A 25897-nucleotide genomic window follows, 5' to 3' on the forward strand; every position below is an offset into this window, starting at 1 on the left:
TTCCGTATCATAATAGTAGTATTATTTTGTTTTCATTCGAGGATCAAGCACGTCCCTCAGCCAGTCACCTAGGAAAATAATGCCCAGAACTGTGATTGTAATAGCAACTCCAGGGAATGTAGCGACCCACCAGCTAGTGGCAAGATATTGTCTGCCATCACTCAGCATACCTCCCCACGTAACAGTCGGCGGCTGAATGCCCAGACCCAGGAAGCTTAAGGACGCTTCCAAAATAATAGTTGTAGCCACACTTAAAGTGGAAACGACAATAAATGAAGAAATAACATTAGGAAGTATATGCTTGACTATAATCCGGTAATTTTTCGCACCTACCGAACGGGCTGCTCTCACATAATCGCGCTCTTTAACACTAAGCACTTCACTTCGGATAATGCGCGCATATTTAACCCAATTGGTTATCCCAATAACGAAAATCAGCGTGGATAATCCCGGCCCCAAAACAGCTAAAATCACAAGGATGAATAATATATTCGGTATGGCCAAAAATGTATCGACAGTTCTCATTATGACCTTATCGATCCAACCCCCATAGTATCCAGAAACAAGCCCTAAAATAACGCCGATCGTACCAGCTACGGCTACCGCGCATATTCCTACAAGCAGCGATATCTGCGAACCATAAATAATGCGACTGAGCACATCCCGCCCAAGATTGTCCGTGCCAAGCGGATAATCAGCGGAGCCTTTATCCATCCACATCGGCGGCAGCAGCCGCTTTGCCGCACTAGTTTTGACCGGGTCGTGCGGAGCAACAACACCGGCAAACAACGCCATGAACACAACAGCGACTATGATAACAAATCCAATCGTACCCGTTTTGCTTTTCAACAGTGAGCGTGCTAAACGCCTTGCCTTGCTGACACCTTTTGTAGTTTCTCGTCTGTTAACCTGCCCGCTCTGCGTCTCGATCAATGAACTCATATGTTCCCCCCCTTGCTGCTAATTAAATTTAATTCGCGGATCCAATAACCGGTATACCAGATCAGCTAGCATATTGCTTGCTATAACCAATATTGCGATCACAAATACGGCTGCTTGAACGATCGCCATATCTCTCGTATTGACCGCTTGAACAATTAATTGTCCCATGCCGGGCCAAGCGAAGATCGCCTCCGTAATTAATGCCCCGCTTATTAAAGATGAAATTTGCAGCGCCATGATCGTAACAACAGGAATTAATGAATTGCGGAAAGCATGTTTATAAATAACAATTTTTTCACCCAAGCCTTTACTTCTGGCGGTACGAATATAATCCTGGCCCAATATTTCTAGCATGCTGGAACGAATCAAACGTGTCATCTCTGCAGCTATCCCTGTTCCAAGCGTAAACGCAGGCAAGATCAGATGAGCGAACGTTCCTCGACCAGATACCGGAAATATGCCCAATTTAACTGAAAACAATAAAATAAACATGATCCCTAGCCAAAAGTGGGGCATTGCTTTACCGAGTACCGCCGCTCCTGTTGCTAGCACGTCCCAGAAGGAATTCCGCTTCGTTGCCGAAATGATGCCAAGTGGAATCGCAATAACTGTAGCAACAATCATCGCAAAAAAAGCAAGCTCGAACGTAGCCGGAAGCCGGGCTAATACGATTGGCAGCGCAGGCTCGTTGTAACGAAATGACTTACCGAAATCCCCTTGCAGCAAGTTGCCAAGAAAACTGAAATATTGACTGATTAACGGCTGATCCAAGCCTAGTGCGATGCTCAGTGTTCGGCGGTCTTCATCAGTGGCCGTGTCCGGGAGCATCAACGATACAGGATCACCTGAAACATGCACCAACAAGAAAACGATAATGGAAATCATAAACAATACCGGGATGACCTGAATGATCGATTTTAATAAAAATTGCCTCACGCTTTACCTCCCAATGTAAGCCTTGAATTAATAAGGGGCCCCACCTCTGAGACCCCCAGCGTAAAAGCGGCTACTTCATAGTAATTTCATCTGCATAGGTGATTTCATCGATTCTTGGTGTAAAGTTAAGGCGTTTGTTCGTTCCATAGTTAGCTACCAATTGCAGCAAGTTGATTTGCGGTCGGTCTTTTGCTAGAATATCCTGAACTTGCTGGAACTGCTTTTCCCGTTCTTGAGCGTTCATATTTTTCTCAGCTGCACTTAACAGCTTGAGCACTTCCGGATTGTCGTAACCGGTATCCGGGGCAAGGCGTTTGTATAGAAGTGCTGCGTCAAACATAGAATTGGCATAAGCGACCAGAAACATATCTCCGGTTGTACCCGCGTTGCGTTTTTCATTAAACTTGCTGCTTTCTAATATTTCGAGGTTCACTTTAATGCCCACTTCGCCAAGCATAGCGGCAATAAACTCAGAAGTTTCCTTATCCTTCAACGTTTTTCCAACCGAACCTGTAAAGTTAATCGTCAACCCTTTTTCATACCCGGCTTCCTTCAACAATTGCTTGGCTCGATCAGGATCGAACTGCGATTTGCCGAACAAATCCGGCTTAGCCCCGAAAATACCCGGAGTAATCGCTGTCATTGTTTCTTTCCCATCGCCTTCAAACAGATTTTTGATGATGGCTTTTTTATCAATGGCCAAATCAATCGCTTCACGAACCTTCGGATCTGCAGTAGGTCCGCTTTTCGTGCGAAGCGCCAGCATCATCACACGTGTTGTCGGTCCGGATAACGATTGAGTGGTTTTGTTCTCATTAACCCGCTTCATGTCAGTCGGCGGAATTTGCACCGCGATATCAACCCCACCGGTCATCAGCTCGGAAACCCTTGTCGCTTCTTCTGGAATAGACCGGAAAACCAACTTATCCCATTTCGGCTTATCTCCAAAATAAGTGTCGGTTTTCACCAAAGTCACGCGGTCGTCGCGCAGCCATTCGAAAAATTTATAAGGTCCGGTTCCAACAGGATTTTTGAGGAACGCTTCCATTCCTTTTTCCTGAATATATTTAAATGGCAGCATGCTTGAGCCCAGTCGGGAAAGTCTGGATAGCAGTACCGGCTCCGTTTCACTTGTAATGATATCAACCGTGTAATCGTCGACGATTTTCACTTCTTTAATTTGCTTGTAGTTTCCGTATTCAACCAGCTTTTGATCTTTAGCCACGCGCTCCAGTGAAAACTTCACATCAGCAGCAGTAAAGGAGTCGCCATTATGAAATTTCACGCCTTCCCGCAGCTTGAATCTCCAGGTTGTCGGGTTTGTCGTTTCCCAGGATAGAGCGAGATCCGGCTGAAATTTGCCATCCGGGCTTTTTTTAACCAAATAATTGAACATGTTGACATGGACCGATTCTGTACCTGTGAAGCCATGATTATGCACATCAAATCCGATAATGTCGCTGCTTCTGGCTATCGTCAGCACTTTTTCTCCACCCATACCGGCCCCTTGGCTTGAATCGTTTGCATCAGGTTTGCCACAACCGGCAAGCGCAGCGGATAATGCAATAATAATGGCCAGACTCGTGGTCCCAAATCGTTTCATTAATAATTTCCCCCTCGATTTTATTCATACACATTCCTATGTTTGTTTGGAAAACTCATCCATAATTGCTGCTATATGTTTAATACCTTGAATAAAATCTTCCACAAAAATGTTCTCGTTGGGAGCATGATTATTGGATGCGAAATGACCTACTCCAACGGAAACAGAAGGAATTCCAATTCGTTGGCACAAAATATACATAGGCCCCGTTGCCGGTGACATAGGCTTGATTGTAGGCTCAGAGCCGTAAATTTCCTTGGCTGTTTTAATAACCGAGCGAGCCAATGGTCCGTCAAGCGGCGAACGTGCGGGATAAGTCATTGTATGCGGAATCATTTCAATATCTGAAAAGCCGTGCTCGTCCAAATGCTTCCGCAAATGCTCATAAATGGTATGCGGCTCTTGATTTGGTACGAGACGGAAATCAATCTTCACTCTTGCTTCTAATGGCAGCACCGTCTTTTTACCTTCGGCTATGTAACCGGATTTGAAGCCGCAAACCGTACAGGTAGGCTGATATATTAGCTTTTCTTTCAACGGCAAGCCCGACAGCTCAAGAACGAATGAGTCCAGTCCAAACTTCTTCAATGTGCTTTCTTCGTCGTAATCCATGTTGTTCAATACTTCAAGGTCTGTTTTCGTTAAAGAGGCTACTTGATCGTAAAAGCCTTTAATTTGAATTCGCTCATCCGGCGTTTTTAATGTGTTTAAAGCCCAGATTAAACGCCAAGCCGGATTTTCGATAATAGCCGCATTGGAAGAATGCATATCGGTGTTCGCTCCCCGGCAAACCAGCTCAACATAACACATCCCCTTGACCCCAAAGCTTGCCTGCAAACTGCCGTCCGCATCCTTATAACCAAATTCCCAAATGCATCCGTCAGCTTGAACCAATTCTCTATTCGCATCCACAAACTCCCGCAGATGAAGACTGCCGATCTCTTCCTCACCTTCGATGATAAACTTGATGTTGAGCGGAAGCTCACCCTTTACTGCCATATAGGCGTCAACTGCAGCCAATCGTGCTATAAGGTTTCCTTTATTGTCAGCAACCCCTCTGGCAATGATTCGACCATCTTTTATTTCAGCCGCAAAAGGTGGTGAGTCCCATAATTCAATAGGGTCCTCTGGTTGAACGTCGTAATGATTATAAAAAGAAAGCGTACTCTTTTTATAGTTTTGAAACTCTCCATACACAACCGGATAACCGGAAGTTTGAACCTGTGCCGCTTTTCCGCCAAGCTGTTGAATCAAAGATTCCACCATGCCAGCCGTTTTTGTCATTCCGCGATTTTGTGCGGCAACACTGGGCTGTCGGCAAATATCCTGCAGCCATTGGATATATTTGTTCCTGTTTAGCTCGACATATTTAAACACATCATTCAAAACCCGCCACCTCTTTTATAATGGAATATTTCCTTTATTATTCCTTAAATAAATATAAAACATGTGTTATGATAGTGTCAATAAGCAAGTGTAATAAAACATCACATAATACAGAAGGATTTTCCATATTGTAAGCGAATATTATCCATCACGAAACTTAACTATACCGGAAAATGCCTGAAAGGAGTCTAAAACACATGATTGCCAGAGTTGGAGCCGTCGGTCCTAAGGACTCTATTGAGTTGATCGCCGAAATCGGCAAAGAGTTTCAAAATCAATTGTCTGTTATTCCTTTCGTTTACAATTCAATGAGCGAAACGAGCGAAATTGTCATGCGGGAAGAACACGATATAGATATTTGGGTATTTTCAGGACAAGCCCCTTATTCGATCGCCCTCGAGCAGCCAATCAAACGCAAAGCGCTGTTTCCCCAATTAAACGGCTCCAGCCTCACCAAGGTGCTGATGGAAATCGTGTACCGCGATCGTTTGATTCTGGATCGGGTCAGCTTCGATACAATACTGCCGCATCATTTCAACGAAACCTGTACCGAACTTGATCTCATCTGTGATCATATCCATCTTTTATCGTATACCGGCTTCAAGCCGGAGGAAGAACTGCTGGAATTTCACAGCCAGCTGTTCGCCTTAGGAAAAGTGGATGCTTGCGCTACTTGCTTGAGCGGCGTCTACGAGAAACTGAAAGCGAAGGGCATCCCTGTCTATCGGATTCAGCCCAACCGGATGACCATTCGAACTATGCTGAATTTGGCCAGCACCGAGGGTGAGACGATGCATTTCAAAAAATCGCAGATTGCCGTCATGCTCATAAACATCGAAGAAACGGAAAAGCTCATCGAAAATAAAAGCTCTTACGATATACGCCGTCTCGACCTCCAATTTCAAGAAATGATTATTGACCATGTGGAGGCGTTATCGGGATCATTTATCGCTTTAGGCAACGGCAAGTTCCTCGTGTTTACAACAAGAGGAGCGTTTGAAGCTGCTGATTCTATAGCCGATCCCTCCGTTTTGCTCGAAAAGCTGGCCCTGATCACCGATTTGAAAACTAATATCGGAATCGGCTATGGTGTGACTGCACTGGCGGCGGAACGAAATGCTCAGCTTGCGATCCAGCACGCTAAAAAATCGGGCAATTTCATCGCCATTCTCGTTAAAGACACGGGAGAAATTGAAGGGCCGCTGCAGCAGGCCAAAAGCATCAATTTTAATTACCGCACGGAAGATCTTCAGATGCTCGAGCTGCTGAAAAAGGCCGGAGTAACCATTACGACTTACAACAAGATGCTGTCGGTACAGAAGAACTTGGGCCAGAATGCCATCAGTGCGTCGCTCATCGCTGAATCCCTTAGCATGACGAAACGAAACGCACGCCGTATCCTATCGGATTTGGAAGAGCATAACCTCGCCGAGCTAATAGGCGAAGAGGCTCCCTCCAACCGCGGCAGACCAAGCAAAATATACCGTATCAATCCTCTAACTCAATCGGTCTGATCGTTAAGAGGTTCCTCCAACACTTGAAGCATACGCACCTCACAGGCTGGCCGCAAAACTGCGCCCGGCCTGTATGTTTTTATTTATCCAATAATGCCGCCCCTGCTATTCCGGGATGTGTCATTTCATAAGGATCCAGTATGAGATTGAGTTCTTCCTCCGTGAGTACGTTATACAGAAGGCATAACTCGCGGACAGAACGGCCTGACAGCGTTGCTTCCCGAGCTATTCTTGCCGCGGTCTCGTACCCCAGATGAGGATTCAGTGCGGTTATCACACCTACACTTTTCTCTACATTTTCGACACATCTCTCCTCATTGGCTTCAATTCCTTCCAGACAATGGGTTCTGAATACTGTGAATGCTTGATTCATCATACTTAGTGACTGAATTAAATTAAATACAAGAACAGGACCCATGACATTGAGTTCCAGCTGTCCTGCTTCAGATGCGAGACAAATCGTATGATCGTTGCCGATCACCTGGAATGCAACCTGGTTGACGACTTCGCACATGACCGGATTCACCTTGCCCGGCATAATTGAAGAACCCGGCTGTCTGGCAGGCAAGCTTATTTCTCCAAGGCCTGTCCGCGGACCTGAGGCCATCAGCCGAAGGTCGTTGGCCATCTTCGACATGTTAATCATACAAACCTTGAGAGCTGCCGACACCTCCGTATAAGCATCGGTATTTTGCGTAGCATCCACCAGATTGTCCGCATTAATAAGCGGTAACCCTGTCAGTTCTGCGAGCAGCACGACCACCCTTTTAATATAGCGGGGATCTGCGTTCAATCCGGTGCCAACCGCAGTGGCCCCCATGTTCACCTCATACAGATGCTCACGCGTCTGCATGACTCGTTTAATGTCGCGTTGCAGTACTTTGGCATAAGCGCCAAACTCCTGTCCCAGGCGGATCGGCACCCCATCCTGCAAATGTGTTCGCCCCATTTTTATAACATGATCAAACTTAGCCACTTTGTCTTCCAATGAGCCCCTCATTTCCTCCATTGTCTGCAACAATTTGCCGATCAACTTAAGGACAGCGATATGTACAGCTGTAGGGACGGCATCATTCGTGGACTGTGCCATGTTGACATGGGTGTTCGGACTCACTGTAAAATAATCCCCTTTAGTCCCCCCAAGCAGCTCGATGGCCCGATTGGCAATAACTTCATTGGTGTTCATATTAATAGAAGTGCCTGCTCCGCCTTGTATCGGGTCTACAACAAACTGGTCATGCCATCTCCCTTCCAATATCTCTTCTGCTGCTCGCACGATCATATTGCCTAATGTCGGCTGCAGCTGCCGGATTTCCATATTAACCATCGCAGCAGCTTTCTTAACCACAGCCATTGCCCTGATTAGTTCACGGTCAATAGTATAGCCGCTAATCGGGAAGTTTTCCGCGGCGCGCATCGTTTGAATCCCGTAATACGCCTCTGCCGGAACTTCCTTTTGTCCAAGAAAATCTTTTTCCGTTCGCATTTGCATAGTCATCTCTGCAAGACCACCTTTTCTTATTAACAAAATGATAACTTTTCCTATGTTTCCTTCAATTTCGATTCTTGTTCCAAATGGAGCCGACAACAGCTGTATGTTTTCTAATACCTGAGTATCTGCTGTCAAATCCGGCCAGCCTCTGCGATACCTCGGTTGCCCGTAACCGATTTCAATTGGATGTAAAACAAGTTCCTTTAAATCACCGTTTTCCATCGTCCAGTACGGAATAACAGAAGACCACACTTTGGGGTCTGTTCCCAGCCCTCTTGTTTCATTGCCGCTTCTTTTGTCAAAAGCATCCGAAATATTGTCATTATTTCCTAAGCCGTACTTTTCATAAAAATCGGCAGGCAAATGCGTCACCGTATCGTTTTGGAAAATAAAATTCCCCAAACTATAGAAAATTGGTCGATTTTTATAAATTTCAATCCCGCGCACAATATGCGGTCCATGCCCAATGATGGCATTAGCTCCCTGGTCGATACACTTTCTGGCAAACGTTTTCAAAAATTCCGCAGGTTTATCTTTGGCATCTCCTTCCATTTCATGAGCGTGAATGCTTACAAGGATGTAGTCTGCTTGCCGCTTTGCCTCATCAATTCTATCCAGCATCCGCTGCATGTCAGCTTCGTGAGGTGTTGTTGTGAGGCCCTCTGACTCACCAGTCTGGAAACGGTATTTGCCAAACTGAAACACATTGGAGTCTGATGCTGCAAGAAACCCTTCCTTTTTAGACATATTTTGCTGGGCATTGATATACACCGTATCCGCTATCGCTCTTAATTGATCCATTTTCTCTGCAGAAACGATATGGTTCGCTTGATAACGAAGAGGGTTAATGCCAGGCCTGCCCTTCATATCGGGGCGCTGCTCCCCAGCAAGCCAAAATTCATGGAAAGTCGATGTCGCCGCGATGAGCGCAACTCGACCTGAAGCGGTCTCCATGTATTTAATTTGACTAGCCTCCGCCAAATTTTGGCCGACCCCTGCATGAATAAAGCCGTATTGATCCAAATATTTGACCGTAGCTTTCAATCCGTCGTACAAGTAATCCAAAGTATGGTTATTGGCCCATGCCAGCATGTTAAACCCATAATCTTTAATATCCTTCAACACCTCGGGCTGGGCTATTGCCCAGGTGCCCCCGCTTAAAGCTGATGGCGTTCCTTCGAAATGATGCGCAGTAACTTCCAAATTCGTAAAACGAACATCCGCCTTTTGAATAAGGCTCGAAACACCAGTAAACCGCTCCTCCTTCACAGACGGCAGTCTGCGTGTAATAAAACTGTCCCCTGTTGCAACAAATGTCATGGATGGGTTCATCTGCAGTTCCCCTTTTCTACAAGATCGTTTCTTGACATGCTAGCACAAGTCTGATGAGCAGCTCCGTTCCGATAACCAACACATTTTCATCAAAATCGAATCCTACCTGATGATGTCCATCTTCCAGCGGAGAACCGAATAATAGATATGATGCCTTTCCACCCTGCTGCTGAACGCGATTCATCATATACACAATATCCTCTGAGCCACCTAAATCCATGGACGGGATAAACGATTTCACGCTGCCCATCTGTTCCACGGCCTGACGGATGACAGGAATAAGCTCAAGACTGCTTTCTGCCCCGGGAGCTTCACCGACAATTTCCCATTCGCAGGCTACATTGTACATTATTGCCACATTCTCTATGATGCGGATAGCCTCATTTTTCACAAAATGGTTCAATTCCGTCGTACCGCCGCGAGTTTCCAGTTTCATCAATGCTTTGTCCGCAACAATGTTGCGGCCCGAGCCCGCTTCAAGCGTACCTACATTAATTCTTGTAGCTCCACCGCTGTGACGGCTAATTCCGTTCAAATGCAGCGAAGCGGCAGCAGCCGCGAGCAGCGCACTGCGTCCTTCTTCCGGAGCAGCCCCTGCATGCGCAGCTATGCCCGTGTAAGTGACATTAATTTTGGTAGTAGCCAAAAAACCGTTTATCGAGGCTACGATTTCTCCTAATGTTTTACTCTTGAAAGCAATGTGCCCGCCGAAAAAGTAATCAACATTGTCTAGCCATCCCGCGTCGACCATCGATTTGGCTCCCCGGCTACCTTCCTCGGCAGGTTGGAACAGCAAGCGAATTTCCCCACACAACCGATCCCTATGTTTAGCCAAAATTTCGGCCACTCCGAGTCCAATAGCCGTGTGCCCATCATGTCCGCAGGCATGCATCATACCTTCATGTCGGGAAGAAAAGCCTTCCTGTACCGGACGATGGCTCTCACTGGCAGATTCGTTCAGATCGTTCGAATCCATATCAAACCGCAGTGCAATAACTGGACCCGGTTTTCCGGTTCGAATGACACCGACAACAGCTGTATGTCCACCCTTCATCTGCTCGACCCAAACTGGATCGGCACCTTCGGAAATTGCCCTATTCTCATGAAACTGAAGTACTTCGGCTGCGGGAACGCCCATACGGGACGAGGATTTGCTCGCATCCTCCCGCACATAAACCTGATAATTCAATTGATTTAATTGCTCCGCGACAATCGCTGCGGTACGATACTCCACCCAACCCGATTCAGGGAACATGTGGAAATCCCGTCTTCTTTGCGTAAGCTTGTCTTGAATTGCTTGCACATCCTGACTGATATCCATCCGACTCTAATCATCTCCTAATGAAACCGTAAAGGAACTAAATTTATATAGGAATTATTCCTTAATTATTCCTTATTAAAATATAAGTTTTCAGGTGATCATTTGTCAATGTATTATTTCAACAATATTTTCTGCAAAATTTGCGAAACAACCAAGAAAATGCCGAAATACCCGCTACTCAAGCATAAAATGCAGCTTGAGTGGCGGGTATTTAATAGTTGCTCTTATGTGAAGTTATCCTGTGGGGCCATAACCATTTATTTATGCTATGGCTTGTCCAGGCTTACAATGCGGCGATTAGATCAAATGATCCATCATATAATCCGCTTCCTTTTTTGTTACCTTCCTTGCGTTGTTTTTAAGGACATTACGCTTAATACCGGAGGACCGCCCCGATGATAAGGCTTGATCAGCAAGCTCTGACTTATGACGCAGACGCTGAATTCGTTTCTCCAGTGCTGCGATCTCCTCAAGCTGCTTAGCGTCCATTGGCGATACAGCGCCGCGCCCCTTCCCCATTCTGAAGCTGTCAATGCCATAGGTATGCTTCAAGGCTTGACGCTGCCTTGCCCTGAGCAAGGCCTGCTCAGCGTAATACAACGCCTGGCTCAACTGCTTCTCCCTGTGCTCATAATGCATAGAAAGCTCAATGAACGGCTCAGCGGATGCAGAGCTTCGGTCTTCCTTACGCTCAACATATAGGGTCCACAAGCGACATGCCTCGGCAAAACGTTGCTGCTTCTTGTACACTAGCGCTAATGGCTGCAAATAATCAGCAGACTCTTCTGATTCCGATTCGTACAGCCTTTCTTCCAGAAGTGCTAATGCTTGCTCAGCAAGCCTCCCCTGATCGAGCTTATCGAGCCATAATCCAAGCCGGTACAGCTCTTCCAAGCCCATCTCGGCCATTTTGCTTCTTCCATTCAACACATCGGCAAAGTGAATCGATAGGCCAGCTAATGATAAAATATCCAGCTCGTTATGAACAAAAACTCCTTCGACAATAGAGACATCCCGCTCCGCCAAGTATTGGAAGTACAAGGCAGGCGCTAATGAACCCGGCACATCATTAAGTCGGACCACGTTAAGCCTTTCTTCTTCTACCTTGCCTAAGCGACAGGAGGGCAAGGTGTGCTTCCAAAGGCTGCGCGAAGGGTACAGAAAATCCAGATGCCCGGCAATATCAGGCTCGGACGGCATACGATTCAAAATATACCGATTCTTAATAATCGGCCAATCAAATGTTTTTCCATTATAAGACACCAGATACGGATGCTCCTGCAGCTTTAACTGCAAATAATGAAGCATGGCCAGCTCCTCACCAGGATGGCGTATGAACATCTGCTCGACGATAAATTGCTCTTGCTCATAAAATCCAATGCCGATCATAAACGGCACATTGCCAGCTCCTATGCCGAGACCTGTCGTCTCGGTGTCGAGGTAGAGCAGTTGATCGTGCGGCAGGCAGCTGGGGAGATCGTCAGTGCCAGCCGCTGCCGACCGCTTTTTCGTGCCTGCCGGCGCGAGCATTGCCTTCAGCTGATCGGACTGTCCGATCAGCTCATGGAGCGCGTAGCGACCGTGCATCGCTTCGCCATCGTAGACGCGGCGCCGCATTACGAAGGAGCCCCACTCGCCCTGCTCCATGCGCGCGCCAATCTGCGCCCATTCCCCGTCGGGCGCAGCCTCTCCCTGTTTCACAGCCGCAAGGTCCGCTCCATCTGCGGCACCTGCGGCATCTGCTCCAGGTCCCTCGCCGCTCTGCTTCTTGTGCCGCAGCAGCCTTTCCCTCAGACCGCTCATCGCACGGCCCTCAGCTGATCCAGCAGCTTCAGCGACAGCTGCTTGCCTGTGAGGCCAACTTCCTCGATCGGCCCGACGCAGGCCGGGCAGCCGCTCAAGCAGCCGCAAGCCGTGATCAGCCGTCTTGCCTCATCCATCAGCTCACCGTGCACATCGTAGAGCCGCTCGCTCAACCCTACGCCGCCCGGGTATCGGTCGTAGAAAAAGATGGTCGGCTTCTTATTGTGAACCGCCTTCACCTGCGGAACCACCCGAATGTCTTGCGGATCGCACATCAAATAGAGCGGCGCTATATGTACCAGAACGTTGGAGACACCCAGCAGCGCAAACTGCATGTCGTTGGTCGTTGTCGATGCGGCAATCTCATCGGAGAATGTAATCCAATAAGAGCTTGTGTGCAGCTCCTCCTCCGGCAGGTGAATGGGGCCTGAACCAATATTTTCATGTGTCCTCAACCTGATTTTTTTGAAAATCGTTGGCTTCGCATTAAGAGTCACTTCTCCATATTGGCGCAGCAGCCCTTCCTCCTCTGCTTCTCTATGAACATGCAGTACTTTGAGCTGGACCGCCATACTGGCATCGGTATAATAATCCACGTTCACCTCACGTATGAAAGCCTTCTTCTCTTCATAATCCAGCTTCTCCACCTGAAATTGAATTCCCTCATGAATATAGATGGCTTCCTCGTGAATCATTGTCGGAGCGCTGAAACGATCGACCTCGCCGATAACCCGACTCCCATTCGTTATATCAATAATAACGAAGTTTTCCTGCGCAGCCGAACGCAGCGATATATCGTGTGCCGGGAATGATTGGTCCATCCAATAGTAGCGGTTTTTTACGCTGTGAAGTATATGCTCCTCGGTCAAAAACTCCAATATATCCTTCAGCGATTCCCCGCCAAAATTTTCTCCTTCTTCGAAGGGCAGCTCGTATGCCGCGCACTTGACATGATCCACGAGGATAATCAGATTATCCGGATGGATCAATGCCTGCTCGGGCGGACGCTCGAAGAAGTAACGCGGATTCTGGATCATGTATTGATCCAACGGGTTGCTGCTCGCCACGAGAAACGTGATCGAGCTTTCCTGGCGACGGCCCGCTCGGCCGGACTGCTGCCATGTGCTCGCTACCGTGCCCGGGTAGCCGTTCAACACGCACGCCTGCAGCTGGCCAATATCAATGCCCAGCTCGAGCGCATTCGTGCTCACAACGCCGCGAATTTCGCCATTGCGCAAGCCGCGCTCAATCTCGCGGCGCAGCTTGGGAAGGTAGCCTCCCCGATAGCCGCGGATCGACTTCGAGCCCAGCTCATGCTTGACCAGCTCCTGCAAGTAGGTAAGCAGCAGCTCGACGCGCACGCGGCTGCGAGCGAATACAATCGTCTGTACACCCTGCTTAAGCAGCAAACCGGCAATTTTTCGTGTTTCCAGCACGCTGCTCTTGCGGATTCCAAGCTGTTGATTAACTACCGGAGGATTGTAAAATACAAAATGCTTTTCTCCAGACGGAGCCCCGTTGCGGTCAACCAGTGACACGGGCTCGCCGATCAAACGCTCAGCATGCTCTTGTGGATTGTCAATGGTCGCAGAAGCGCAAATAAATTGTGGAGATGAGCCATAAAAACGACAAATCCGTTTCAGCCGGCGGATCACATTAGCTACATGACTGCCAAAAACTCCTCTGTACGAATGAACTTCATCAACAACGATGTATTTAATATTTTCAAACAGCTTGACCCATTTGGTATGGTGAGGCAATATGGCGGAATGGAGCATATCTGGATTGGTAACTACAATATGGCCCGCGTTACGGATCGCTTGTCTTACCGTTGGCGGAGTATCTCCGTCATAGGTATGTGTCTTGATATCCGCGCCCATCCGGTTGACCGTTTCCTGCAGCTCCGCCACCTGATCCTGGGCCAATGCTTTGGTCGGGAACAAATATAGCGCACGCGCACTGTCATTTTCCAATATGCCCTGTAGTACCGGCAGGTTATAGCATAACGTCTTACCTGATGCTGTAGGCGTCACGGTCACCAGATGACGACCTGCGAGCACCTCTCGAAAGGATTCAGCTTGGTGAGTATACAGCCTGTCGATGCCTTTTTCCATCAAAGCCGCCTTGATAAGCGGATGTGTCCCTTCTGGAAAGGCCTCATATGAAGGGTCTCTAGGCGGTATCGTTCGCCAATAGGTTACTTGAGACATAAGCTCCGGCGTGTCTTTAATTAAATCTATCATTTCATCTATGGAAGCAACTTTTCCAGTTAAGCGGTTCATAAGCTCAGACTCCTTATTATGAAGCTTATACTTGAAGCCTTTTGAAGAACAGAGTGAATGAATATTAGGCTTAATAGTACTACTCCATTATACCGAATGCACGTTCGCACTACAATCGTGAATTTAACAAAAGAAAACCCTGATCAGCACTGCATCAGGGTCATTTTATCCAAGCATCTATTTTTTTCATTTCAACTAATTCTTGCATTAACATAAGGGAACTTGTCGGGAAGTAGAATTCGCATTAAGATACAAAACCTGGGATGGATTGTGTTCTGATTTTTTACAGTAAGTCCGAGGAATCATCGTAATCATATCGAACTCCGTCTTGCGAAGCTGTTTGCAGATACGTTCCGTGCATAGCCACAGCCGCATTTTTTTGCAGCTTGTTCAGAACCTCGCGAAAGTGATTCACCTTCGAATCTTTGGTTTCGGCATTAATGGCTAACTGCAAAGCTTGTTCGATTACGGCGATATCGTGACTTGTAAAATCCATACCGCAGCCCCTCCTGAGCAACAATTTTTCTTCTTGACCTATTCTAACCAAAAAAGGCAAAAATCATTCATTTATTGATTCTAAACAGATTCTAAACAAAGGGAGGCTCCCACGTTTTCTTTCGCCATCCCAAGCATTGATCGACCACTTGCAAATTATGATCCAATTGTATATCAACTCCGAAAGGGAGCTTATGATTATGCCAAAATCGGACATCACGCCACTCCACCATATAGCCGTCTTGCCTTTCTTTACAGCTTACATGAACTCGTTGTGCAAAATACAAAAACGCTCTCACACCATCTGTCGATAAAGTAGCACGAATAGCTTCGTTGGTTTCGTCCTTGCTATAAACATCCTCTACTACAATTTCTTTACCACGAATAGTACCTATATAAAATAATAAAGGGGTTTCCATTACGAACTGCCAACGAAACCAACTGAGACCCGGTATCACTTGGCAATTTCCATCCAACTGTAATTTATTGCGAACTTTAGCTATCATTTGCCGATGTTGAATAGCCCGAACGACTATATAAGCTATCGATATCCCATAAATACATAGAAACAGCATTCCTGGCGAAAATTCGGTAACTATCCAAACAAGCAGCCCAATCCCATGGATGGAAAATAAAAAAGGATCAAACAGCGACATGAAATCCAAATGGCTCCATTTATTGGATATTGGCCGAAAACACTGTACACCATAAGCATTGAACCAATCCAAAGCAATGTGAAAAACAACAGCTGCCAATGACCATATGAACAGTAACGAAGCATATGGCCATACACCAAACATCGCTGCAACCGGCACGGTGATTAACAAAGGCCATAACAGCATGGCCGGGAGCGAATGTGTTATACCACGATGAAATCGGATATACGCCGAATAACCTCGCAATCTTGTAAAAGAATCAAAATCCGGTGCATGCGAGCCTATCAAGGTTGCCGTCAAAATCGCATGTGACAGCCCAGGATCCTGAGCAATAACAGGATCAAGCATTGCTAGACCAGCTAATGTAGCGCCAAATAATAAGTGACTTCCCGTATCCATCGCCAGTTCCCCTCCTGATGTGTCCCTTCTATTCAGCTTTCGCTAACTTTAAGTCTGCCGCTTTATCTTTTTCCCATCGCTCCTCTGCATTAAACCAATAAAACCATTGAGCAGGATACTTGCGAATTACCCTCTCCATATGGTGGTTCAGCATGAGCGTTGCTTCTGCCCTCTGCGACCTCGAATATAAGTCATACAATTGCAAGGGCTGCTCGAAGATTAGTTCATGTGTGAAGCCTTTGAGTCTTCGACCATAAAACGGAACTAACGGCACCTGATGTTCAATGGCCAATGATGCAGCGCCTTCCGGTGTGCGGGTCCTTTTACCAAAAAAATACGATTCAGGAAACGTCGGCCGCCAAAAATCACCTAAAATATAAACAACACCATTTCCGGATAAATGTTTGCGAAGCTTACGAAGCAGCTCCAATGGAGGCGTGCTGTCATAATCCAAACCTGGACAACCCAGGTCCTTAAATCTCAAATACAAAGGACGCAATTCGGAGCTCCCCGAAGTAGCAATAGTCAAGCAGGCATATTTCTGACATAAATACCAGTAATAATAGAAAAAATTGCCTACATGAGGTGAGTATACTATGGCCCCGCGGCCCATACTCAACGCTTCCTCCAGATGCTTTTCCCCTTTAACACAGAACCTCTGTGCTTCACTTCCCTGCAGCTGATACGAATCCAATAGCAGCTCGTATAAAGTGATCAGCAAATTTTGAAAAAACTGCAGGCTGTAGGAGCTCCTGTCCTTATCGCTGCGATCTGGCAGCAATTCCAGCATGTTACGCCCTATTTTGCTTCTCAGCTTGTCGCCAGCCAGCCAGTATAATATGCATCCCATTCCCTTACAAAGTACCAGCATCAAGCTCTGTGGAAGCAACCTGCATAGCATAGCGAATCTTCTTGTTGCTTGGGAATTGCCAGTTATTTTTCCAATCCATTCGTACAATGTTATAGGTCTCCCCTTGCTCATGTCTTCGGTATCCCGATCTTAGTTGTTCAAAAAATGTTTTTTGTATCTACGGGTTACTCTGTCTTTTTCTAAAATGATGAAAAAATCAATCGTATCGAATAATGAATCGTAGGCCGGGTCTCCCCCAATTTCTGCTCCAAGCCATTGATAGCCTTTCATGAGCGGGGGCAGCTTGCGGAACACTTCCTTTTCGCTAAGTCCGCTTTCAACCTTTTGCAGTCCTCTGATCCTATGTGATTCAAGGGGTTGAATACCGTATTTGTCAGTTATCACTTGCTTTTCGCAGAGCATACTGTAGATCACATTCAATTCATTCAGTGAAGGAACATGCACACTCGCACAACCTATTAGATAAGAGTAATTGCGTTCTGTAATATAGCTGGCAATACCTTCCCACAATAGTTGTATAGCTTTACCGCCGCGATAAGCCGGATCGATACAGCTGCGTCCTAATTCCAACGTCTGAGGTTTATAGCTATGAAAAGAAGACAGGTCGAACTCCGATTCTGAATAAAACCCTTTGTTCAAAATAGCCAGGTCTCCCGGTAATAGGCGGTACGTTCCTATGATTCTGTCATTGTCTAAGTCCTTAACGATTAAATGATCACAATAAACATCATACTCATCCTGCTCCAAGCCGTTATCGTTTAACATCAGCATGTTTTTTTCCTCTTCAACAAAAACCCGGTACCGCAAGCGCATCGCCTGCTCAATCTCCTCACTATTTGAAGCCAACTTGACACATAAACGAGTCTGCTGAGGTACTGTTTGAACGGCAGTTTGAGTCACAAGTCAACACACCTTTCTTTAGCGGAGTTGGAGTATTTCTTACCTCTTCAGCGTAGCAAACGAATATTAATCCGGCATTTTCGCGTTGTTAATGTTTTGTAAGGATTAGGTTGGCTTGTCCATTGATTCCCCTGATTAGTTCAAAAAAAATTACTTTACAGGATCGCCTCTTAACGAAAAAAAAGAGCCTCTAAGGGCTCTTTGCAGAATCATTGAATTTTCACTTTTGTAACTTATCGAAGCCAAATATATAGCGGAATAAATAAGAATGAGGTTATTATTGCCGCAGCTCCCATAGCAAAGCCACCTACACTGCCTTGAAGCTCGGAATCCTTAATTATACGTGCGGTTCCAATGCCATGTGCCGCTGTACCAATAGCTGTTCCGATCGAAATGTCATCACGTACTCCACAAAGTCTTAGCAATGCAGGTCCAAACATGCTTCCAATCAACCCTGTTAACACTGTCAATACCGCAGTAAGCTCCGGCAGCCCTCCGGCTTGACGTGAAATTTCCAAAGAAATAGGTGAGGTTACCGACTTCGGCATCATAGTCACCATCAATTCCTTCGACCCGCCTAAACTCCATACTAGAGCAGCGGATAGCAGCAATGCACTTGCAGAGCCCACCGTAACGCCCCCAACAATTGAAAGCAGACTCGAGCGTATACGTTTTGCATTTTTATAGAAAGGAATGCCCAAAGCTACCGTAGCCGGGCCCAGAAATAAAATAAGGGTATCTCCGCCCTTCCTATAGGCTTCATAGGGTATATCCGTCGTCAACAGAAAAGCTATGATAAGCCCCGAGCTTACGAATAGCGGATGAAGCCACTGCCATCTTCGGTACAAATAGAGTGCTAGCGAATAGCTGATAACTGACAAGGCCAATCCAAAAATCGGCTGCTCCGTAATATCATAAAGACTCATTCCGGCTCTTCTCCTTCCCCTTGAAAAGTTTGGCCGACCAGCCTGTTATTATTAGAACGCCAAAGGTGCTTGCAAAAAGACTGACTAGCAGTTGCATCGAATTATCACCGATATAGTGAAAGAACACCATCGTTCCTACAACGAAAGGAGTAAAAAACAGCAGCATGTGTTTAATGAGAAATTGTCCTGCATCCTCTACCCACTCCAGCTTTACCAGCTTCAAAAATAAGCTTAGTGTGAATAAAATGAGTCCTATCACGTTCGCCGGAATTGGAATGTGCAAAGCCGTCTGCAAAAGCATGCCCAATAAGTAGAAACCGGTTACAATTGAAAAACCAAGCAAACTTATTCCCTCCATTAAAATCATTTTATAAATAAACCTATAAATTATATGAAATTCAGTGTCTTTCATTCTCAAAAGGACGATCACAATAACCTGTGCATATTTTTCATCCCTTTGTGGGATCGTAAACAGGGTGTGCAGCAAGCATACCCACAACTTAGAAAAAGGAGCTGTTTATTACAATGGCAAAACCGGATAACCGCGCAGATAACGTAGAAAAACTGCAAAGCAGCATTAATAACACTATTGAAAATCAGGAAGAGGCTGAAGCCTACTTATCCGAACATGCCGATGAAATTAGTCCAAGCGAAAAGCAAACCATTCAAGAAAAAAATCAACGCCGTGAAAGAAGCTTGCAGGGCTTTCGAAGTGAGATTCAGGACGAATCCGAAAATCAGCAAAATCAATAGTACGGCATCTGGTAATCATACGAAAACCCCATCCCAAGGATGGGGTTTCTACTTTTTTGACTAACCATTTTCTCGTTTTCCAATGTTGCCCGTACCCTTATCTTTTGGACCTTGGCACCTCATAGCTCCAGTGATCTTTGGCCAAATAGGTACAATCATGAATTTGCTTCGCTTCCTGTACCAGCAATTCCGCCTCATCCCTCTGATAACGCGAGCTAATATGAGTTAATATCAATGTTTCCACTCCCGCTTCTCGTGCTGCACGTGCAGCATCCATTGCTGTGGAATGATCGTATTCTACAGCCAAATGCTTCTTCTGCTCGGCAAACGTAGCCTCATGAACCAACACGTTTGCACCTCTAGCCAGCTTGCTTGTATTCTCACACGGCTGTGTATCGCCCAAGATAGTGACTATGCGTCCGGGATAAGAAGGGCCGATATACTCATTTGCAATCAGGAAAGTGCCATCCTCTAATGTTACGTCAAACCCTTGTTTAAGCTTGCCGAACAATGGACCTGAGGTGATTCCGAGCTCCTTGAGCTTTTCCACCAGCAGACGTCCTTTTTGCGGTTTTTCGACGATTCGATAACCATGGCTATCCACACGATGTATAAGCGGTGCAATGCTGACTACAAACTGCTCATCCTCGAACAGTATCGTTTCCTCAGTGACATCAAATTCCTGAATGATAAGCTCATAAGATAAATGAGCTTGACTCAGGTTCAAAGCAGTCAAAATAAACTGCTCGGTTCCCCTTGGCCCATAGACAGTAAAGGGGGTAACCCCGCCTTGGTAAGAACGGCTGGTCAGCAAGCCCGGTAACCCGTAAATATGATCTCCATGCAGATGAGTAATGAACAGCTTTTCGAGCTTACCAATGCGGATCGGGGACCTCAAAGCCTGATGCTGAGTTCCCTCGCCGCAATCGAACATCCAATATGTATTCCGTTCTGCTAACAGGTTCAGGATGATTGATGTGACATTCCGATCTTTTGAGGGCATGCCGGCACCTGTACCAAGAAAGTAAATTTCCAAACCTCATCTACTCCGTTTCATGCTTTCTTCATGTAAACATAGGGAAAAGAGTGGAGTCGATAACAACTCCACTCTACACTAGCATGCCTAACTTTTGTCTACATTAAAATAGCGAGCCTCCGGATGTGCAAATACTATCGCCGATACGGATGCTTCCGGCTCCATCATACTTCCTTCGGTCAATTCCACCCCGATATCCTCAGGATTTAGCAAGGCGAACAGCTGCTGCTGATCGTCCAGATTAGGACAAGCGGGATAACCGAATGAGAAACGTTGTCCACGATACTTAGCGCCAAAGCGCTCCTGCATCGACATGCCTGCCGGATCAGGGAAGCCCCACACATCACGCATCATTTCGTGAACGCGTTCCGCGAGTGCCTCGGCTGTTTCTAATGCGGACGACTGCAGCGCATGGGAGCGCAGATAATCACCATTATCACGCCATTCTCTAGCCTTCTCATTGATGCCATGCCCAGCTGTAACCACCAAGAAACCGACATAATCCATTTCCCCGCTCTCAACAGACTTCAAAAAGTCTGCAAGACACAAGAATGGCTCCTTATCCTGACGTGGGAACGAGAACGTTTGAAGCACCTTTGTAGTATCATTAGGATCATATACAAGCACGTCATTCCCCGAAGATTGTGCAGGGAAGAAGCGATACATACCGTGAGCGCGAATAATGCCTTCTTTTTGCGCTTGTGCGAATATGTCATCTACCGTTTCCTTCAATTGAACGGCCTTTGAATCCTTTTCCGCCAGAAGCTTATCTACTTTCCCTTTTAAGCCCAGGTGATGACCTAACAGCATTTGCATATTAACGTAAGGCATAATATGACTGATAGGATAGTCACGGATCACGCGGCGCTCCAAGTCAGGCGGAACTTGGACAGGAAGCGTTTTGTCTATGGACGATGTTTTGACGCGTGTCAACGTAGGCATTGTTTCTTCCTTTTTGCCGGCTTCCATTACATCGGATTCCTTGCTTTCGCGCAGCTCCTTGATCAATTGCTGCCTTTGATCCGGATCGCTGAGCTTATTGGCAATATCCAGGCCGTCCATCGCATCCTTGGCATATAACACCATACCTTCATACTCCGGAGCAATACGTGTCTTCGTAAACTTACGAGTTAATGCCGCGCCACCTACCAGGATTGGAACATCAATTCCTGCATTCTTCAAATCCTGGGCTGTGATGATCATTTGCTGGGCAGATTTCACCAGTAGGCCTGACAAACCAATTGCATCCGCTTTTTCCCGACGGAACGCTTCAATTAACTGTTCAGGCGGAACCTTAATACCCAGGTTGATGATTTTGTAACCATTGTTGGAAAGAATGATCTCAACCAGGTTTTTCCCGATATCATGAACATCACCTTTAACTGTTGCAAGAATGATCTTCCCTTTAACGGCACTCTCTGTCTTCTCCATAAATTGCTCCAGATGAGAAACAGAAGCTTTCATGACCTCGGCACTTTGAAGCACCTCCGCAACAATAAGCTCGTTATTATTAAATAAACGGCCTACCTCTTCCATCCCTTTCATCAAGGGTCCATTAATGATTTCAAGAGGGTGATATTTGCCTCTCGCCTCGTCTAAGTCAGGAATTAATCCTTCCTTCGTACCCTCGACAACATAGGATGCAAGCCGCTCCTCAAGCGTTAGATTGGAGATCTTTTCTTTCTTCTCAACTTTTTTGACACGGAAATGGGCTACAAACTCGGCAAGTGTGTCATCATTCGTATTGTAAATAAGCTCTTCGGATAGACGGCGCTCTTCCTCTGGGATAGAAGCATATCTCTCCAACGCTTCCGTGTTAACGATAGCGTAGTCCAATCCTGCTTTTGTACAATGGTACAAATAAACAGCATTCAATACTTCGCGTCCTGCAGGCGGCAAACCAAAGGATACGTTGCTTAATCCTAATATGGTCTGTGTGTCCGGCATAGCTTGTTTAATAAGGCGAATACCCTCGATCGTTTCTTTGGCAGAACCAATGTACTGCTGATCGCCCGTCCCAACCGGGAATACAAGCGGATCAAAAATAATATCCTTGGGATTCATCCCATATTTGTGCACAAGTAAATCATGTGAACGTTGAGCAACCTGCAGCTTGTCTTGAGCTGTAATTGCTTGACCGCGCTCATCAATGGTTCCGACAACTGCCGCTGCTCCATAACGGTGAATAAGAGGCACAACACTCTCGAACTTTTCTTCCCCGTCCTCCAAATTGATGGAGTTAATGATCGCTTTACCTTGCGAATATTTAAGACCCAGCTCGATAACCTTTGTATCGGTGGAATCTAGCATTAAAGGAACCTTAACCTTTTTAACAACAAGCTCCAGGAACTTAATCATATCGCTAACTTCATCGCGATCCGGGTCCTGTAGGCAGACATCGACAACAGCCGCTCCGCCTTTAACCTGCGCTCTTGCAATCTCGGAAGCTTCTTCGTACTTGCCTTCGGCAATTAACCGTTTGAACTTACGGGAACCCAGAACGTTAGTTCTCTCACCTACCATGTATGGGCGGTTTGCGTCCTCAATAAATACCGTTTCAATACCTGAAACCGCGGGAGGATGCGCAGCAGCGTGCTCACGTGGCTTGTAGGGGGCCAACGCCTCAGCCATCGCACGAATATGATCAGGAGTGGTTCCACAACATCCACCGGCCATATTGAGCCAGCCTTGCTCAGCAAAACCAGCCATCTTCTTGGCAAGCGATTCAGGAGATTCATGATATTTGCCGTTCTCATCCGGAAGTCCTGCATTGGGATAACAGCTTACGGCTGTTTGGGCCAGCTCAGATAATGTCCGAATGTGGTCTCTCATAAATTCCGGTCCTGTAGCACAGTTCAGACCAAAGGTTATTGGCTCAAGATGCTCCATCGAGATGTAGAAGGACTCTATATTTTGACCTGCTAATGTCGTTCCCATCGGTTCAATCGTACCGGAGATCATAATCGGCAGTTTAATGCCCAATGTTTCAAAAGCTTTGCGGATACCAATACTACCGGCCTTCACATTCAGTGCATCCTGAGAAGTTTCCAGAAGTAAAGCATCGACTCCACCCTCAATTAGTGCTAAAGCCTGCTCATAATAGCTGTCCACCAGTTCATCAAACGTGACCCCGCCTGTGACGGATAATGTCTTGGTTGTTGGCCCCATTGCTCCAGCTACATAACGTGGCCATTCAGGTGTACTGTATTTGTTAGCTGCATCTACAGCCAGCTTAGCCAATACTAGGTTGATCTCCCTTGCCCGGTCCTGCAAATCATAATCCGCCAATACCACACTCGATGCTCCGAAAGTATTGGATTCAATAATATCCGCTCCGGCTGCAAAATAAGCCTCATGTATTTTAGTAATGACATCTGGACGGGTAATAGCCAAATATTCGTTGCAACCATCAAGGTCATCGCCGCCAAAATCCTCTGCGGTTAAATTCTCTTGCTGGATCATTGTACCCATGGCACCGTCTAAAATCATTATTTTTTTCTTTAGCTGTTCTTGTAGAGTTGGTTTACTCATTCTTATCTTCCCTTCAATGACATCCGTCCGACAAACAGTCTTGTAAATGTTAATTTATTTTGAAAATCTTAAAGGAATACCGCGAATTTTTTAGAATAATGTAAAACTAAGTGTAACAGAAAGCTATGTTCATGAAAAGATAGAATACATCACAACCCATTATATACAATGATTCCTATCGGATTTATCAAGTTGTGATATCGACAGAATCAGCTGCTTCCACTATAATACATCTAAGAACGTAAATTTCATAATGAAAGAAGGATGGCCATGGCTGAAATTAGAATCCGCAATACTAATGATCGTATATCTGGTGAGCAAAATGTGAAGGCATTTTTGGATAAGCAAGAAGTATTATACGAGCATTGGGATGCAACTAAGCTACCGGAAGCGCTGCAAGAAAAATTCATTCTTTCCGATGAGGAAAAAGCACAAATTCTAGCCACATTTGATTCTGAAATCAATGATTTGGCAAGCCGCCGCGGCTACAAAACCTGGGACTTGATTGCACTCTCCGATGCAACTCCAAATTTGGATGAGTTGTTGAAAAAATTCGAGCAAGTTCACACGCATACCGAGGATGAAGTTCGCGCAATTACAGCTGGAAAAGGTATATTTATTATTAAAGGTACGGACGATGTGGGTTACTTTGATGTAGAGCTTGAAGCAGGCGACGTAATTTCCGTTCCTGAGCATAAGGCGCACTTCTTTACATTAATGGATAACCGTCAAATTGTTGCTGTACGCTTATTCATTGAAACAGAAGGCTGGATTGCACATCCTTATGCTGACCCTTCCTTCCAAAATTCATAAAATATACATCAAAACCCGTCAGATCCCTTCAAGGAGCTGGCGGGTTTTTCATTCCGGCTTGTTAGATGTGAAACTTTATCCTGACATTTATTTAGAAATAGTATCAATGATGCCTTGAATTTCCCGGAGATTAACGATTTCGTGCGCGGGTATAATTTCATTGGTGCGCTGCAGTCCATGACGATTGATCCACATATTCGGCATCCCAATACGGTTCGATCCTAGTATGTCGGTTGTTAGCTTATCACCGATCATAACTCCCTCATTAGCGCTAATGCCCAGAAGCTCTATTGCATGATGGAAGATAGAAACGGCTGGCTTTCCTTCTCCGAAATTTCCGGAAATGATAATATGATCGAAATAGGGCGCCAGTTCAGGTACTCCAGCCAGCTTTTCTTTCTGCAGATCAGGAGAGCCATTTGTTAGCAGGAGCAGCTTGTAGTTTCCCTTCAGCTGGTTCAAAACCTCGAAAGTTTCATCATACACAATAGGGCGGCTGCGGCGCTCTGCAGGAAACAACTCTCCTAAACGGTATCCAAGCTCTGGATTGTCCACCCCAAGTGCCTTCAATCCACGTGTCCATGATTCGGTACGATATCCCGGAGCCAGTTGTTCGAGCTTACGGAAGTTTTCGTTCTCTCCCTCAGTGAAGTTAGCCCAGAGACCTTCAAAAGGATTAATTCCAATCATTTTGGTGAAAGGAAATGTTTCAAATGTTTGGTAAAGCTCCCGCGCTTCTTTCCTTACCGCTTCCTCAAGTGCTTCAGGTTGAACCTGAACATGCTTGGCAGCTTCTTCACAAGTTGCTTGAAAAGATTCCTTAACACTTCGATCATCCCAAAGCAGGGTATCATCTAAATCAAATAATACGGCTCGAATCGTCATCTTCGCTCTTTCCTCTTTCCT

General features: G+C 46.0%; 20 protein-coding genes and 1 pseudogene. 3 read left to right on the forward strand and 18 right to left on the reverse strand.

Annotated elements, in window-relative coordinates; genetic code table 11:
- Positions 1 to 21: 21 nt before the first annotated feature.
- From ACFQ0C_RS37010 to ACFQ0C_RS37025, 4 genes are all read right to left on the reverse strand, one after another.
- Positions 22 to 942, reverse strand: a complete 921-nt coding sequence (locus tag ACFQ0C_RS37010) for an ABC transporter permease (protein ID WP_379374687.1) — start codon at positions 940 to 942, stop codon at positions 22 to 24.
- Between the two features lie 18 nt (positions 943 to 960).
- Positions 961 to 1878: an ABC transporter permease gene (locus tag ACFQ0C_RS37015; protein ID WP_379374689.1), complete on the reverse strand. Its 918-nt coding sequence runs from the start codon at positions 1876 to 1878 to the stop codon at positions 961 to 963.
- 70 nt (positions 1879 to 1948) lie between these two features.
- Positions 1949 to 3481, reverse strand: a complete 1533-nt coding sequence (locus tag ACFQ0C_RS37020) for an ABC transporter substrate-binding protein (RefSeq protein ID WP_379374691.1) — start codon at positions 3479 to 3481, stop codon at positions 1949 to 1951.
- 36 nt (positions 3482 to 3517) lie between these two features.
- Positions 3518 to 4858: a M20/M25/M40 family metallo-hydrolase gene (locus ACFQ0C_RS37025; protein ID WP_379374886.1), complete on the reverse strand. Its 1341-nt coding sequence runs from the start codon at positions 4856 to 4858 to the stop codon at positions 3518 to 3520.
- 206 nt (positions 4859 to 5064) lie between these two features.
- Here ACFQ0C_RS37025 and ACFQ0C_RS37030 point away from each other — a divergent pair, with 206 nt between their 5' ends.
- The gene (locus ACFQ0C_RS37030) at positions 5065 to 6381 is read left to right on the forward strand and encodes a helix-turn-helix domain-containing protein (protein ID WP_379374693.1); all 1317 of its coding nucleotides are present in this window, start codon (positions 5065 to 5067) and stop codon (positions 6379 to 6381) included.
- Between the two features lie 79 nt (positions 6382 to 6460).
- Here ACFQ0C_RS37030 and aspA read toward each other — a convergent pair whose 3' ends face one another.
- The 11 genes and pseudogenes from aspA to ACFQ0C_RS37085 form a co-directional block, all read right to left on the reverse strand.
- Entirely contained in the window at positions 6461 to 7879 is a 1419-nt protein-coding gene (aspA, locus tag ACFQ0C_RS37035) for an aspartate ammonia-lyase (RefSeq protein WP_379374888.1), read from the reverse strand.
- Positions 7880 to 8266: 387 nt separating this feature from the next.
- Positions 8267 to 9205: pseudogene (locus ACFQ0C_RS37040) on the reverse strand (CapA family protein); the annotation flags it as partial.
- A 16-nt stretch (positions 9206 to 9221) separates the two neighbouring features.
- Positions 9222 to 10526: an amidohydrolase gene (locus tag ACFQ0C_RS37045; protein WP_379374695.1), complete on the reverse strand. Its 1305-nt coding sequence runs from the start codon at positions 10524 to 10526 to the stop codon at positions 9222 to 9224.
- A 297-nt stretch (positions 10527 to 10823) separates the two neighbouring features.
- Positions 10824 to 12329, reverse strand: a complete 1506-nt coding sequence (locus ACFQ0C_RS37050) for a ribonuclease H-like domain-containing protein (protein ID WP_379374697.1) — start codon at positions 12327 to 12329, stop codon at positions 10824 to 10826.
- A complete protein-coding gene (locus ACFQ0C_RS37055) occupies positions 12326 to 14611 on the reverse strand; it encodes a DEAD/DEAH box helicase (protein ID WP_258213478.1) in 2286 nt (761 codons plus the stop codon). The genes ACFQ0C_RS37050 and ACFQ0C_RS37055 overlap by 4 nt, the downstream gene beginning before the upstream one ends.
- A gap of 283 nt (positions 14612 to 14894) precedes the next feature.
- On the reverse strand, positions 14895 to 15107 hold the full coding sequence (locus tag ACFQ0C_RS37060) for a hypothetical protein (RefSeq protein WP_379374699.1): 213 nt from the start codon (positions 15105 to 15107) through the stop codon (positions 14895 to 14897).
- Positions 15108 to 15198: 91 nt separating this feature from the next.
- Positions 15199 to 16161: a metal-dependent hydrolase gene (locus tag ACFQ0C_RS37065; protein ID WP_379374701.1), complete on the reverse strand. Its 963-nt coding sequence runs from the start codon at positions 16159 to 16161 to the stop codon at positions 15199 to 15201.
- A gap of 28 nt (positions 16162 to 16189) precedes the next feature.
- Complete coding sequence (locus ACFQ0C_RS37070; protein ID WP_379374703.1) at positions 16190 to 17119, reverse strand: lysophospholipid acyltransferase family protein; 930 nt, start codon at positions 17117 to 17119, stop codon at positions 16190 to 16192.
- Between the two features lie 42 nt (positions 17120 to 17161).
- Entirely contained in the window at positions 17162 to 17932 is a 771-nt protein-coding gene (locus tag ACFQ0C_RS37075) for a GNAT family N-acetyltransferase (RefSeq protein ID WP_379374705.1), read from the reverse strand.
- A 233-nt stretch (positions 17933 to 18165) separates the two neighbouring features.
- Positions 18166 to 18858 carry an LrgB family protein gene (locus ACFQ0C_RS37080; RefSeq protein ID WP_379374707.1) on the reverse strand — a complete coding sequence of 231 codons (693 nt, stop codon included), beginning with the start codon at positions 18856 to 18858 and terminating at the stop codon, positions 18166 to 18168.
- Complete coding sequence (locus ACFQ0C_RS37085; RefSeq protein ID WP_379374709.1) at positions 18845 to 19201, reverse strand: CidA/LrgA family protein; 357 nt, start codon at positions 19199 to 19201, stop codon at positions 18845 to 18847. Before ACFQ0C_RS37085 ends, ACFQ0C_RS37080 begins: the two co-directional genes overlap by 14 nt.
- 182 nt (positions 19202 to 19383) lie before the next feature.
- Here ACFQ0C_RS37085 and tlp point away from each other — a divergent pair, with 182 nt between their 5' ends.
- Positions 19384 to 19611, forward strand: coding sequence for a small acid-soluble spore protein Tlp (gene tlp, locus ACFQ0C_RS37090; RefSeq protein ID WP_379374711.1), 228 nt, complete (start codon positions 19384 to 19386; stop codon positions 19609 to 19611).
- A gap of 97 nt (positions 19612 to 19708) precedes the next feature.
- Here tlp and rnz read toward each other — a convergent pair whose 3' ends face one another.
- The gene (rnz, locus tag ACFQ0C_RS37095) at positions 19709 to 20647 is read right to left on the reverse strand and encodes a ribonuclease Z (protein ID WP_379374713.1); all 939 of its coding nucleotides are present in this window, start codon (positions 20645 to 20647) and stop codon (positions 19709 to 19711) included.
- Between the two features lie 87 nt (positions 20648 to 20734).
- Positions 20735 to 24178 carry a methionine synthase gene (gene metH / locus ACFQ0C_RS37100; RefSeq protein ID WP_379374715.1) on the reverse strand — a complete coding sequence of 1148 codons (3444 nt, stop codon included), beginning with the start codon at positions 24176 to 24178 and terminating at the stop codon, positions 20735 to 20737.
- A gap of 270 nt (positions 24179 to 24448) precedes the next feature.
- On the opposite strand from metH, the gene ACFQ0C_RS37105 reads away from it, so the two are divergent.
- Positions 24449 to 24991 carry a 1,2-dihydroxy-3-keto-5-methylthiopentene dioxygenase gene (locus ACFQ0C_RS37105; RefSeq protein ID WP_258213552.1) on the forward strand — a complete coding sequence of 181 codons (543 nt, stop codon included), beginning with the start codon at positions 24449 to 24451 and terminating at the stop codon, positions 24989 to 24991.
- An 87-nt stretch (positions 24992 to 25078) separates the two neighbouring features.
- Here ACFQ0C_RS37105 and ACFQ0C_RS37110 read toward each other — a convergent pair whose 3' ends face one another.
- Positions 25079 to 25876, reverse strand: a complete 798-nt coding sequence (locus ACFQ0C_RS37110; protein ID WP_258213488.1) for an HAD family hydrolase — start codon at positions 25874 to 25876, stop codon at positions 25079 to 25081.
- Between the last annotated feature and the right edge of the window lie 21 nt (positions 25877 to 25897).

It is taken from the genome of Paenibacillus sp. GCM10027630, from assembly GCF_042676305.1.
Taxonomy (GTDB): domain Bacteria; phylum Bacillota; class Bacilli; order Paenibacillales; family NBRC-103111; genus Paenibacillus_S.

Coding starts and splice junctions, on each gene's coding strand:
- ACFQ0C_RS37010 (WP_379374687.1), bottom strand. CDS start 942: ATGAGTTCATTGATCGAGACGCAGAGCGGGCAGGTTAACAGACGAGAA.
- ACFQ0C_RS37020 (WP_379374691.1), bottom strand. CDS start 3,481: ATGAAACGATTTGGGACCACGAGTCTGGCCATTATTATTGCATTATCC.
- ACFQ0C_RS37030 (WP_379374693.1), top strand. CDS start 5,065: ATGATTGCCAGAGTTGGAGCCGTCGGTCCTAAGGACTCTATTGAGTTG.
- aspA (WP_379374888.1), bottom strand. CDS start 7,879: ATGACTATGCAAATGCGAACGGAAAAAGATTTTCTTGGACAAAAGGAA.
- ACFQ0C_RS37045 (WP_379374695.1), bottom strand. CDS start 10,526: ATGGATATCAGTCAGGATGTGCAAGCAATTCAAGACAAGCTTACGCAA.
- ACFQ0C_RS37050 (WP_379374697.1), bottom strand. CDS start 12,329: ATGAGCGGTCTGAGGGAAAGGCTGCTGCGGCACAAGAAGCAGAGCGGC.
- ACFQ0C_RS37055 (WP_258213478.1), bottom strand. CDS start 14,611: ATGAACCGCTTAACTGGAAAAGTTGCTTCCATAGATGAAATGATAGAT.
- ACFQ0C_RS37060 (WP_379374699.1), bottom strand. CDS start 15,107: ATGGATTTTACAAGTCACGATATCGCCGTAATCGAACAAGCTTTGCAG.
- ACFQ0C_RS37065 (WP_379374701.1), bottom strand. CDS start 16,161: ATGGATACGGGAAGTCACTTATTATTTGGCGCTACATTAGCTGGTCTA.
- ACFQ0C_RS37080 (WP_379374707.1), bottom strand. CDS start 18,858: ATGAGTCTTTATGATATTACGGAGCAGCCGATTTTTGGATTGGCCTTG.
- tlp (WP_379374711.1), top strand. CDS start 19,384: ATGGCAAAACCGGATAACCGCGCAGATAACGTAGAAAAACTGCAAAGC.
- metH (WP_379374715.1), bottom strand. CDS start 24,178: ATGAGTAAACCAACTCTACAAGAACAGCTAAAGAAAAAAATAATGATT.
- ACFQ0C_RS37105 (WP_258213552.1), top strand. CDS start 24,449: ATGGCTGAAATTAGAATCCGCAATACTAATGATCGTATATCTGGTGAG.
- ACFQ0C_RS37110 (WP_258213488.1), bottom strand. CDS start 25,876: ATGACGATTCGAGCCGTATTATTTGATTTAGATGATACCCTGCTTTGG.